Raw genomic sequence first — 12,595 nt, 5'->3', positions numbered from 1 at the left:
CCCGCCGAATCATCATGACGACATCCTTTCCCCACCTGCTCGCGCCGCTCGATCTCGGTTTCACGACGCTGAAGAATCGCGTGCTGATGGGCTCGATGCACACCGGCCTCGAGGACAGCCGCAAGACGCTGCCGCGCCTCGCCGAATATTTCGCCGAACGCGCGCGCGGCGGGGTCGGCCTGATCGTGACCGGCGGCTTCGCGCCGAACGTGGCCGGCTGGACCAAGCCGTTCGGCGGCACGCTGATGACGTCGGCCGCCGCGCGCCGGCATCGCGAGATCACGGGCGCCGTGCATGCGGAGGACGGCAAGATCGCGCTGCAGATCCTGCATACGGGCCGCTACGGTTATCACCCGTTCGCGGTCGCGCCGTCGAAGATCAAGTCGCCGATTTCGCCGTTCGCGCCGCATGAGCTGAGCGCGCGCGGCGTCGAGCGGCAGATCCGCGCGTTCGTGCGCTGCGCGACGCTCGCGCGCGAAGCCGGTTACGACGGCGTCGAGATCATGGGCTCCGAGGGCTACCTGATCAACCAGTTCATCTCGATGCATACGAACAAGCGCAGCGACCAGTGGGGCGGGTCGTATGAGAACCGCATTCGCTTGCCGATCGAGATCATCGAGCGCACGCGCGAAGCGGTCGGCCGCGACTTCATCCTGATCTACCGGCTGTCGATGCTCGACCTGATTCCGGACGGCAGCGACTGGAGCGAAACCGTGCAGCTCGCGAAGGCGGTCGAGCGCGCGGGCGCGACGATCATCAACACGGGGATCGGCTGGCACGAGGCGCGCGTGCCGACGATCGCGACGTCGGTGCCGCGCGGCGCGTTCGCGTGGGTGACGAAGAAGATGAAGGGCGAGGTCGGCATCCCGCTCGTGACGACCAACCGGATCAACAGGCCCGAAGTGGCCGAGCAGATTCTCGCGGACGGTTGCGCGGACATGGTGTCGATGGCGCGCCCGCTGCTCGCGGATGCCGAGTTCGTCGTCAAGGCCGCGCAGGGGCGGGCCGACGAGATCAACACCTGCATCGGCTGCAACCAGGCGTGCCTCGATCACGCGTTCAAGAACAAGATTGCGTCGTGCCTGCTGAATCCGCGTGCGTGCCACGAGACGGAGCTGAAATACACGCCCGCGCCGCAGCCGAAGCGGATCGCGGTGGTCGGCGCGGGGCCGGCCGGCCTCGCGTGCTCGACCGTGCTCGCGCAGCGCGGCCATCAGGTCGACCTGTTCGACGGCGCGGCCGAGATCGGCGGCCAGTTCAACATGGCGAAGCGGATTCCGGGCAAGGAGGAGTTTCACGAAGCGTTGAGCTACTTCGGCCGGCAGGTCGAGTTGACCGGCGTGAAGCTACACCTGAACCGTCGCGTCGACGCGAGCGACCTGATCGCGGGCGGCTACGACGAGATCGTGCTCGCAACCGGCGTCGCGCCGCGCGACCCGAAGATTCCGGGGCAGGACGGGCCGAACGTGCTCAGCTATATCGACGTGCTCGCGGGCAAACAGCCGGTCGGGCGGCGGGTCGCGGTGGTGGGCGCAGGCGGGATCGGCTTCGATGTCGCCGAGTATCTGGTGCAGGACGGTGAATCGCCGGCACTCGATCTGGACGAATGGAAGGTCGAGTGGGGCGTGACCGACCCTGCCGCGACGCGCGGCGGCGTGACGCGTGCGCAGGTGTCGGCGCCGGCGCGGGAAGTGACGCTGTTGCAGCGCAAGGCCGCGCCGCTCGGCAAGGGGCTCGGCAAGACGACCGGCTGGATTCACCGTGCGACGCTGAAGATGAAGCAGGTGAAGATGGTCGGCGGCGTGAACTACGAGCGGATCGATGCGCGCGGGCTGCATGTGTCGTACGGCGAGCAGCGCACCGATCACGAACTGATCGAAGTCGACACGATCGTGCTCTGCACCGGGCAGGAGCCGCAGCGCGCGTTGCTCGCGCCGCTGCAGGCGGCCGGTCGCTCGGTGCACCTGATCGGCGGCGCGGAACTGGCCGCCGAACTCGATGCGAAGCGCGCGATCGATCAGGGCGCGCGGCTCGCGGCGCGGTTGTAACCGGCGGGCGCTGCGATGGTCGTTCGGACGGTCGTCGCGTCGCGATGATCGGCTGAAGCGACGGTTCGCGGCTTGCCGCAGGATGCGCCGATTCGCGGCGCAAAATCATAACGAGCCGCAGGGCCGACCGCGCCACCACCCAACGTGGCGACGCGAGCCCCGCAGGCCGTGCCCGCGGCGATCGGCCAGCGAGCGTCAGGCTGCCTCGGCCCGTTCTTCCTCTTCCGCTTCGAGCATCGCCTTGACGATCAGGTAGACGGCCGGCAGGTCGTCGTCGTCGCGGCGCCAGTCGACCGGCTCCTCGACGTCCGCGGCGACCAGCCGGCTGTCGCGCAGCCGGATGAACGCGTCGACGACGGTCGGATCGTTGCGGTTCAGGAACCCGGGATTCGAGAACGCCAGCTCTTCGACGTTCAGCAGCGCCTGCCAGCTCATCGTGCGGACTGCCGCCGGATGCGTGCGGCGTCGCAGGCCGAGCGCTCGCTGCGCGGGGCCGCCGACGACACGCTGCAGATCGACGACCGCCCGCTGCGCGGCGCGCTCGAAGTGGACGGGATTGAAGCCGGGTTGCTCGGGATCGAATGCGGATGACTGGAACATGGTCGCCTCACTAAAGACCGTCTCGGGATGACGGAATTCGGGTCAAATGACGCAGAAACACTGTAAATATATACAGTGATTGGTGGACTTTCAAGCCCCCGATGACAGTAAATGTCAGCCGCGTCGCGACCGGCGTGTCAGACCGCCGCCGCGATCGTCTCCCGCAGCCACCGATGCGCGGGATCGCGATGCACGCGCTCGTGCCACAGCATCGACATTTCATAGCCGGGCACCTCGACCGGCGCATCCACCACGCGCAGCGCGGGCACGTCGCGCACCAGCCGCTCGGGCAGCATCGCGACGAGATCGGTGCTCGCGACGGCCGACATCACGAACAGGAAGTGCGGCACCGACAGCACGACGCGCCGCACGATGCCGACCTTCGCGAGCGCTTCGTCGGTCGCGCCGAAGAAGCCGCCGCCGTCCGGCGACACGATCACATGCTCGAGCGTGCCGAACTGCGCGAGCGTCGGCCGCCGCTTCAGCTTCGGATGCCCGGCACGGCCGATCAGCACGTAGCGCTCGACGAACAGTGGCAGGCGCCGCATGCCGGGCGGGGATCCTTCGGTCGTATGAAAGGCCAGGTCGATGCCGTTTCGTTCGGCATCCTGCTCGATGCGCGGCGGCACCAGTTCGACGACGGCGAGCCGCGTACCGGGCGCGGTCGAACGCAGCGTGCGCAGCGCGGGCAGCACGATCGTCGATTCGCCGTAGTCGGTCGCGGCCACGCGCCACGTGTTCGTCGCGGTCGCGGGATCGAACGGCGTGGCCGGGATCACCGCGCGCTCGACGGCTTCGAGCGCTTCGCGCAACGGCTCGCGCAGCGCTTCCGCGCGCGCGGTCGGACGCATCCCGCGCGGCCCCGGCAGCAGCAGCGGATCGCCGAATACGTCGCGCAGTTTCTGCAATTGCACGCTGACCGACGGCTGCGACATGTTCAGCTTCTCGGCCGCGCGCGTGACGTTGTGCTCGGCGAGCAGCACGTCCAGCGTGACGAGCAGGTTCAGATCGAGCCTTCTGAGATTATTCATGGCTATAGCTGGAATATCAGGAATTCATTTCAAATATACCGTCGAAGGCGGCATCCTGCAGTCATTCAATCCACGGAGTGACGAACATGAATGTGCTGATCGTGTATGCCCATCCGGAACCGCGTTCGCTGAACGGCGCGCTGCGCGACTTCGCGGTCGCGCATCTTGAAGCGGCCGGCCATGCGGTGCAGGTGAGCGACCTGTATGCGATGAACTGGAAGGCGGTGCTGGATGAGAACGACGTGACCGATCGCGCGCCCGACGATCGCTTCGATCCGGCGCTCGATTCGAAGCGCGCGTTCGAGGCGGGCACGCAGCGCGACGACATCGCGCGCGAACAGGACAAGCTGAAGTGGGCCGATGCGGTGATCCTGCAGTTTCCGCTGTGGTGGTTCTCGATGCCGGCGATCATGAAGGGCTGGTTCGAGCGGGTGTATGCATACGGCTTTGCGTACGGTGTCGGCGAGCATTCCGATACGCACTGGGGCGACCGCTACGGCGAAGGGATGTTGGCCGGCAAGCGGGCGATGATCGTCGTCACGACGGGCGGGTGGGAGCCGCACTACAGCCCGCGCGGCATCAACGGGCCGATCGACGACTTGCTGTTCCCGATCCAGCACGGGGTGCTGTATTACCCGGGGTTCGACGTGCTGCCGCCGTTCGTGATCTACCGGACGGGCAAGATGAACGCCGCGCGCTTCGACAAAACGTGTACGGCACTCGGCCAGCGTCTCGACGATCTGTGGACCACGCCGCCGATTCCGTTCCGCCAGCAGAACGCGGGCGATTACGAGATTCCGGCGCTGACGCTGAAGGAAGAAGTCGCGCCGGGGAAAGTGGGGTTTGCGGCGCATCTGGCGCACGAGGGCTGATCGCGCTCGATCATGAGCGGGCGACGTACCGTTCGATGCGCAGGCGACCGGGTGGCTCGAAGTAAGTGCCGAAGCGCACGAGCCCCGCGTTCTTCAGGTGGCAGGTCATCTCGAAGCTGACGAGGATGCCGGGATCGTGGTTGTCGACGATCCCGACGTCGATCGAGCGAATGCGCGGCTCATACTTCAACAGCGTCGCTTCCATCTGCCGCTTGAGCAAGTGCGACGATGCGGGCAGGGCCTTGTAGATGTTCGTCAGGTCGGGCAGGCCGTAGTCGGGCAGGTGCTTGAGCGCGCCTGCCCGCGTATTGAGAATGCGGCGCACGTTTTGCTGCACGCTCAGACATTCGAGCGTCCGGTCGTCGTAGGCGCCGATGGGCTCGCCGCCGATCTGACCGAGCAGCATGTCGTAGAGGGAAGGGCCGGCGGTCATCGGCGGCTCCATCGTCCGGCCGCGTCATCGGCGGCCGTCGATGCATCGACGAAATCGATCGTCAACGCACCTTCGGCAGTGACGGACAACGCGATCCGACGCGGTGCGCTGTCCGATGCCATGCGCACGAGCAGTTCGTGCGACAAGGCGGGCAGCACGCGCTGATTCAGAAATGCGTCGACACTGCGCGCGCCGGATTCTCGGGACACACAGTGTTGCGCGATCGATTCGACCACGTCGTCCGCATACGCCAGTGTCGCGGCATGCTGCCGCTGCAGGCGCTCGGCAATCTTGTCGAGCTTGAGGCGTACGATCGACGCAAGCGCCGCGGCATCGAGCGGCCGATAGACGAGCGTCTGGAAGCGCGCGAGCAACGCCGGCTGGAAATGCGCGACCAGTTGCGCGTGAATGACTTCCCGCAATGCTGCCTGCGTGATCGATGCGTCCTCAACCGTCGCATCGTCGATTTGCATGCTGCCAAGATTGGACGTCATCACGATCACGCAGTTGCGGAAATCGATCTCGCGCCCTTCGCCGTCGCGCATCGTGCCGCGGTCGAACACCTGATAGAAGATGTCGAGTACGTCGCGATGCGCTTTCTCCACTTCGTCCAGCAACACGACGCTGTAAGGGCGCTGACGCACGGCTTCTGTGAGAACGCCGCCGCGACCGTACCCGACATAGCCGGGCGGCGAACCCTTGAGCTGCGAAACTGTATGCGCTTCCTGGTACTCGGACAGATTGATCGTTGTCAGTGCTCCCGCGCCACCGAACAATACGTCGGCGAGCGCGAGCGCCGTCTCGGTCTTGCCCACCCCGGACGGTCCCGCCAACAGGAACACGCCAAGCGGCGCGTGTTCGCTTTTAAGGCCGGCCTTCGCGGTGCGCAGGCTTTCGGCCAATGCCGCGATCGCGTCGTCCTGTGCGACGACACACGACGCGAGCGCCGTCTCGAGTGTGAGCAGGTTCTGCAGTTCGTCCTCGACGAGATTGCCGACCGGAACGCCCGTCCATTCGGCGACGACACGCGCGACGGATTGCGCATCGACGTCGGCCGCCATCATCGGCGGCTTTCGTTGAACGGCCGATAATGCGCCGAGTGCGCCCGAGATGGCCGCGGGATTGGCCGCTCGATCGGCTGCATCGCGCAGGGAATGCACGACGCCGACGAGATCGCGTTCGCGCGAGTACTGAGCGAGTACCTGGTCGGCGGCGGCGCATGCGGTGTCGTATTCCATGTCGATCGACGCACGCCGCTCGGCCACGCCGGCAATTCCGGCGCGGATGTCCGCGTCGAGCGCATCGCGCTCCAGTTCCAGTGCGGCGACCGAGGCGCGCGCCTGTTGCAGTTCCGCGGGCGGTACATCGAGCGCCATCCTCACACGTGCGGCGGCCGTGTCGATCAGGTCGACGGCCTTGTCCGGCAATTGCCTCGCCGGAATATAGCGACGCGACAGCCGCACGGCGGCGACGATCGCTTCGTCGCGGATATGAACGCGATGATGCTGCGCATAGCGGCTCGCAAGGCCGCGCAGCATCAGGCACGCGGCAGTATCGTCCGGTTCGTCGACCTTGATGACCTGGAAGCGCCGTTCGAGCGCGGCGTCCCGCTCGAAGTATTGCTTGTACTCGGCCCACGTGGTGGCTGCGATCGTCCGCAATTCTCCTCGCGCAAGCGCCGGTTTGAGCAGGTTCGCTGCGTCGGCGCCGCCCGCCGTGTTGCCTGCGCCGATCAGCGTATGCGCTTCGTCGACGAACAGCAGGATCGGCGTGGTGGCGGCGCGCACCTCGTCGATCACGTTCTTCAGGCGCTGTTCGAATTCGCCCTTGACGCCCGCACCGGCCTGCAGCAAACCGAGATCGAGCGTGAGGATGCGCGTATCGCGGATCGTTTCGGGCACGCTGCCTTCAGCTACGCGCAGCGCGAGCCCTTCGACGAGCGCGGTCTTGCCGACGCCCGGTTCGCCGACGAGGATCGGATTGTTCTTGCGGCGACGTGCGAGCACGTCGATCATCTGGCGGATTTCGCGGTCGCGACCGAGCACCGGGTCGATTTCGCCGCGCCGCGCCTTGTCGGTCAGATCGAGCGCGAAGCGTGCGAGCGCACTGCCGTCGCTCGCCCGCTGCGACGTGTGGGGCCGCGCGCCGTCGCCCTCGGGCGACAGGGGCGTGTCGTCGTCGAACGCGCCGCCGGGCCGGTCGGCTTCCTGCTCCGATACGATGTGGTCGCGCGCGTTCTCGCAAGAACGCCGCCCGAGCCGCGGCAGCACGCGCCGGATTTGCGCACTCGAAACCGATAGCAGCGGCCACGCGCGCTGGGTGCGCAGCACATGCGGGGCATCGACGATTGCCTGCAGCAGATGGCCGGACCGAATGACGCCGTCGGGATCGTCCGACACCGTTTGCGCCCATGCGTCCTCGATCACCGTGGCCAGTTGACGAGAAAGCGCGGGCATGCCGCGCAATGTGCGCGGCATACGATCGATCACGTCGACCAGCGCTTCCCAGACGGCATCGATGTCGAGATCGTAGTGGCGCAGCACCGCGGGAATGTCGCCGTCGTCCGCCTCGAGCAGTTTCAGCACCCAGTGCTCGACTGCGATTTCATCTGCGAGCCGGGTCTGGCACAGGCTGGCGGCGGCTTCGAGTGCGTGCGTGCAGTGAGGATTGAGACGGCGAATGAGGTGGGAGGCATCGCGGAGAGGCGGCGTCATGTCGATAGCGATCAGGAGGGGGAGGGAGCCGTCGAGGCCATGCGAATCGGCGGCGGCAGGCAAGTGGACCAGAGCCAAGCGGTGGCGGAGCCCGTCGCATGCACGCGCCGGTTCCGCCAGCCGCTCAAACCATCAGGAGCGCTCGTTCCACGTGTCCTTGTGGATGATGTTGCCGTCCTTGTACGACCACGTGATCGTCTCGTAGCGCAGTTCGACGTCTTCGAGATGGTTGTGCTTTTCGTAGTCGGGATTTTTGATGTCGAGCATCTTCGGCTTCACGGCAACGATCTTCACGTTGTCGAGCTTCGTGTTGAAGTACTCCTTCTCCTTGCCCGCATCGTCGATCCGGTACCACTTGATCTCGACCGACTTCAGCGTCTGGCCGCTCGTCACGGCCTTGTACAGATACGGCGTCGATGCGTCCGTCTCTTTCGTCAGCGTGATCGGCTTGTGCACGCGAGTGCCGGTCAGTTTGCCCGTATTGCCGTCGGTCGGGATGTGCACGCCGTGATCGAACGCGACCAGCTCGACGCTCCCCTCGCGGTCCTGAACGGTCACCGACCCCTTGATGTCTGCGCCACCGTCGTCCTTGAGCCACATGTAAGCCGGAATTGCCATTTGTTCACTCCTTCTTCTTCGTACTGCGAATTGCCGGAAACGGATTCCGGCGCTGATAAACCCGGAGCAGATGCCCGGGAACCCAACGCGTTAGCTCGAGGGTCCGGTCGATACGGCAGGCGACGGCGTATCGGGCACGAGCGTGATTTCGACCCGCCGATTCTTCGCCCGTCCGTCGAACGTCGTGTTGTCCGCGATCGGCCGCGTATCGCCGTAGCCCTGGATCGCGAATTGTGTCGACGGCATGCCCGACGCGTCGACGAGCCAGTCGCGCACCGCTGCGGCACGATCGAGCGACAGCTTGAGGTTGCGTTCGGGGCGGCCCTGATCGTCCGTGTAGCCGGCGACGAGTACCCGTTTGCCGGGGTGTGCGTTGATCAGCGCCAGCGCGCCGACCATGGCGCGCGTGGTGCCGGGCTTGAGCTGCGCCTTGCCGCTGTCGAAAAGAGCCAGGCTGTCGAGTGTGACGACCGTGGGTGGTGGCGCAGGCGGTTCGTAGGAAGCGATTGCATCGTCGAGCAACGGCAACAGGGGCGAGCCGCGGTACGTGCCGAACGACAGCCGGAGCGGAACGCCGATACGGGCATAACGGTCGAGCTGGTCGCGATCCGATGCAAGCGACCGGAGCGCGTCGCGCTTGGCGGCGTCTTGTGTCGCGGGGATGAGGGCGTAGCGCTCGAGATGCGCGCCGATTCGCGCCATCAGCGCTGCGTTGTTGACGGCGGCTGCGCAGATGGCGGCCGTGGCTGCGCAAGCGGCGATCGCGACGACGTGGGCGACGGCGGTGACGCGCGGCGATCGCTTCGCCTGCCGCGGCACTGCGTCGATCAGCGGCTGGGGCAGCGGCCAGGGCAGCGCCGAGGCAGGAAGCGCGGGCGGGGCGATGCCGGTCCGCGCGTGTGCTTCGCGTTCCCACGGCGTGTCGGGGCTCGTCGCCGGGCCATGGTCGATCCAGCCGGCACCGAACAACGGCCAGGGAGAAGCGGGCTGGCGGCCTTCGGTCAGCGTGTCGAACACGATACGGCGTGTCCACCCGATCATCGATGGAAGCGCCGCCGCGTGTGCGGCCGCCCACGGACTTGCGTCGGCATGACACGCATCCGTTTCGGCTGCATCGATTGCCGTGTCGAAGTCACGCATATTCGCGATCCGCAAGCCGGTCGACAGGCCATACCACCGGGGTGCCAACGGGCCGCTTGCCGGACTATCGCCAGCGTGTGCGTTCGACAGTCGTTGGTAGATCGCAACGTAACCGGGCAACGACAAGCCCAGCATGCGCGACGTATCCGCGGTTGCCTGCCGGATCACGCGCAGCGCCTGCGACAGCGTGTCGTCATTCGCGTGGCTGGCGGGCGCCACCGACAACACGATGCAATCCGGCGCATTGCCGTCGCGCCACTGGCGGACCGCGACGGCGAGACGAGCCAGATCCTTCGGCTGGTCGACCCGCAGCCAGATTGCACCGTCGCCGACGTGCACGAAACGCGCGTGAGTGCTGTCGCGATCGAACAGCGCGGGCAAGCCGTCGCCGACGACGAGCGCAAGCGGCATTCCGGTGCGCAACGCGATGGGCAGGTCGGCCGTCGCTGCGCCGAGTTGCGCGATCACGTGCACGTATCGTTCGCGAGCGCGGGCTATGCTTCGCGAATACAGCCAGACGATCAGCAGGGCCAGTGCGATAACGCTCGCAATCAGCCCCCACATGACGTCGCGGTCGATGGGCACCATCCATCCGATGACGCCAAGCGCCAGCAACGTCGATATCGTCACGACCGTGCGCAACGGATAGCCGAGTCCTGCAAGGGCGGCACGCGCGGCGTCGGCATCCGCGCGCGTCGCTGACGGTGGAAGAACGGTTTCCGACGTCACGGCTGGTTGGTTTTCTGAACGAGTTGGGCGAGGTCCGCGTCGAGCATGCGATCCCAGGCGAACCACGCGCAGAGTGCGATCACGCAGGCGGCGCCCGCGATCACCCATGGCGAAAGATGCGTGAGCCGGTCGAGCAGACGCACGTTCGCGCGATCGACGACGAACCTCGGCCGCGCGGCAGGCCGCAACTGGTCGATCTGCGTCGCCAGCGCCGCGATCAGTGCCTGACGTTTCGCTTCACCGTCGTGGGCGCCCGTGGACGAGCGCGAGCGGGCGGCGTAGCAGCCGCGAAATCCCAGGCCGAGAACGGCCGCGTAGCATTCGAGCAGGTCGACGTTCGGTGCGGATTCGCGCATCCGGTATTCGATTCGTTCGTAAATGCGCGTGCCGGCGTCGTGAATGCTGAATCGGTCGACCTGTAGCGGTGTCTGTTCCCAGTTCGCCTTGTCGGCCGCTGGAAGATGGCGCAGCGCAGCTTCGTCGATCAGCCCACACAGCGCGATCGCGGCATCGTCCCGTACGTCGGCGGCCACCCCTTGCGCATCGAGCGCAGCCGCGAATTGCGCCACGAGCTGCATGCACTGCAGACGGAGGCTTTCAGGGTTGTCGACTCGCCCGCCGTTCGACAGATGGGAGACGAGTAACGCCGTATCGCGCAGCAACGCACGCATGGACGGTCGGGCCGAATGACCGGATGACGGCTCCCGCGCGAGCAGCGCGGATTCGTGACGGCTGGAGACGATGGCATTCATCAGCGCAGCACCGCGTAGAGTTCGATCGATGCGTCGGGAACCGAAGCCGGCAAATAAATCTGGCACGCGCGTGCGGCCAACATCCTTGCATGCGCGGCATCGTGTGCGTCGAGTGCGAAATAGTGATTGTCCAGCCGGACCGGAATGGCGCCCGGCACTCGTTGCACCGCCTTCAGCGGAATGCCGGCGACCGCGGAACTGACGATGTGTTCGACGTCGTCCGGTGCGCCGATCTTGCAGAGGCGCGGGAACTGTTCGACGAGCTCGAATGCCGGCAGGGCCGCGTTCACCGACAGATACCAGTCAGCCGGGCCCTCGACGATGCGCTCGTCGACGAACTGACCGGCCCAGGTGGTCGATGTCGTATGTGACAGCCCGATCGGAACGACACGCGACGGGATGATCGCGTCGAGCAGGTCGCGGATCAGCGATTCGAGCGTCGCGAAGACGTCATGTGCGGCGGCGTGGTCGTACGGCGGGATGTCCGCCAGCGACACGCGCGTCGAGAACGTCGTCAACGATCCTGCCAATTGCGCGAGCACCTGGTACAGGCGATCCGTGGGTTGCGCCGGATGCGACGCGAGGAAGCGCAACTGCGGCCATGCCTGGTGAATGCAATGCAGCAGCCAGAACAGCTGGACGTCGGCGACACCGTATTCGGCCACCTGCTCGATGCGCTCGCTGCGGCGCTCGCCAAGGAGCACGCTCTTGGCGGCGAGGATATCGGCGAGCCGCCGGATGCGCTCGATATGCAGTGCATGCCCCGACAGAGCGAGGCAAGGCGGGACGTAGCGGCGATCGACCTGGAACTGCCCGCTCGTCGAGCGTGTCAGGCGCGCGATCGCGCACACCGTGTCGTCCGCATGCGACTCGAAGCCGAACAACACCCGGACCGCGTGGCGCTCGGCGGCGATTTCGGTGTCTCCGGTGCCGTTCAGGTCCGTCACCTTGACGAACTCGCGATAGGCGCGACGCGGGCGGGCCAGCGCCGTCTCGTCGAAGCGGCAGTTGTTGCCGTTCGCATCGGGCAACGCGAGCGCCGCGAGCACGTCGACCGTCTGGGTATCCGCGGGAATTTCGCCGACGAGGTCGCGCGCCGGCGGCAACGCATCGGCAACGGTCGTATCGATCGGCGAACCGTCGGGGAAGCGCAGTTGCAACCGCGTGAGCTTGAGGCGACTGGACGACAGCGCCTCCTCGTCGATGTCGACACACAGCGTTCCCCACGGCGCCACGGTCAGCGCCGAAGCGAGTTGTTGCAGCGCGAATCCGTTCCAGCGCTCCTGCTGCTGGAAATGCTGCTGCGTCAGAATGAGCCCTTCATGCCAGAGCGGTTTGTCGATCCGCATGGTGTGGTCGTCACGATCCAGGAATGATGAGGCGCCGATTCTATACATCGTTTTCCGATTTCGTATACCCGGGTTTATTGGAGAGTGTTGAAAAATGTGTCTTTTAAATTGAGATAAGCGTGATATTTATTTTGAGATTCTCTGCGTGGGACGTGTTTTGTGATTGAGAACGGTTTGCGAGGGGTTGTTTATCGGGATTGTGATTTTTGAGGGGCGTGAAGTTTTTGTAAATATATCAATGAGATGGGTTGGAATTGACGACTTTTTGGATAGCATGGATGGCCGGAGTGTGAGCGCGGCAGAGCGTAT

Annotated in this window: 10 protein-coding genes; 2 read left to right on the top strand and 8 right to left on the bottom strand. The window is 65.8% G+C overall.

Annotation, left to right across the window (positions count from 1 at the left end):
• Positions 1-14: 14 nt before the first annotated feature.
• A complete protein-coding gene (locus HWX76_RS03185; RefSeq protein WP_176015467.1) occupies positions 15-2,048 on the top strand; it encodes an NADPH-dependent 2,4-dienoyl-CoA reductase in 2,034 nt (677 codons plus the stop codon).
• A gap of 195 nt (positions 2,049-2,243) precedes the next feature.
• Here HWX76_RS03185 and HWX76_RS03180 read toward each other — a convergent pair whose 3' ends face one another.
• The gene (locus HWX76_RS03180) at positions 2,244-2,648 is read right to left on the bottom strand and encodes a DUF2471 family protein (protein WP_050017867.1); all 405 of its coding nucleotides are present in this window, start codon (positions 2,646-2,648) and stop codon (positions 2,244-2,246) included.
• Between the two features lie 137 nt (positions 2,649-2,785).
• The gene (locus HWX76_RS03175; RefSeq protein ID WP_176015466.1) at positions 2,786-3,679 is read right to left on the bottom strand and encodes a LysR family transcriptional regulator; all 894 of its coding nucleotides are present in this window, start codon (positions 3,677-3,679) and stop codon (positions 2,786-2,788) included.
• 86 nt (positions 3,680-3,765) lie between these two features.
• Here HWX76_RS03175 and HWX76_RS03170 point away from each other — a divergent pair, with 86 nt between their 5' ends.
• Positions 3,766-4,551, top strand: a complete 786-nt coding sequence (locus HWX76_RS03170; RefSeq protein ID WP_176015465.1) for an NAD(P)H-dependent oxidoreductase — start codon at positions 3,766-3,768, stop codon at positions 4,549-4,551.
• A 10-nt stretch (positions 4,552-4,561) separates the two neighbouring features.
• On the opposite strand, the gene tssE is transcribed toward HWX76_RS03170, so the two are convergent.
• The 6 genes from tssE to tssK all read right to left on the bottom strand — a co-directional run bounded on the left by tssE (position 4,562) and on the right by tssK (position 12,286).
• Entirely contained in the window at positions 4,562-4,984 is a 423-nt protein-coding gene (gene tssE, locus HWX76_RS03165) for a type VI secretion system baseplate subunit TssE (RefSeq protein ID WP_176015464.1), read from the bottom strand.
• The gene (gene tssH / locus HWX76_RS03160) at positions 4,981-7,698 is read right to left on the bottom strand and encodes a type VI secretion system ATPase TssH (protein ID WP_176015463.1); all 2,718 of its coding nucleotides are present in this window, start codon (positions 7,696-7,698) and stop codon (positions 4,981-4,983) included. The genes tssE and tssH overlap by 4 nt, the downstream gene beginning before the upstream one ends.
• 132 nt (positions 7,699-7,830) lie before the next feature.
• On the bottom strand, positions 7,831-8,316 hold the full coding sequence (locus tag HWX76_RS03155; RefSeq protein WP_006750272.1) for an Hcp family type VI secretion system effector: 486 nt from the start codon (positions 8,314-8,316) through the stop codon (positions 7,831-7,833).
• A 90-nt stretch (positions 8,317-8,406) separates the two neighbouring features.
• Positions 8,407-10,185, bottom strand: coding sequence for an OmpA family protein (locus HWX76_RS03150; protein WP_244137934.1), 1,779 nt, complete (start codon positions 10,183-10,185; stop codon positions 8,407-8,409).
• A complete protein-coding gene (locus HWX76_RS03145) occupies positions 10,182-10,937 on the bottom strand; it encodes a DotU family type IV/VI secretion system protein (RefSeq protein ID WP_176015461.1) in 756 nt (251 codons plus the stop codon). Before HWX76_RS03145 ends, HWX76_RS03150 begins: the two co-directional genes overlap by 4 nt.
• Positions 10,937-12,286, bottom strand: coding sequence for a type VI secretion system baseplate subunit TssK (gene tssK / locus HWX76_RS03140; RefSeq protein WP_050017872.1), 1,350 nt, complete (start codon positions 12,284-12,286; stop codon positions 10,937-10,939). Before tssK ends, HWX76_RS03145 begins: the two co-directional genes overlap by 1 nt.
• Positions 12,287-12,595 lie beyond the last annotated feature (309 nt).

The sequence above is a fragment of the Burkholderia sp. BCC0398 genome (assembly GCF_902833245.1).
Taxonomy (GTDB): Bacteria; Pseudomonadota; Gammaproteobacteria; order Burkholderiales; family Burkholderiaceae; genus Burkholderia; species Burkholderia sola.
This window is presented reverse-complemented; position numbering and strand designations above follow the sequence as displayed.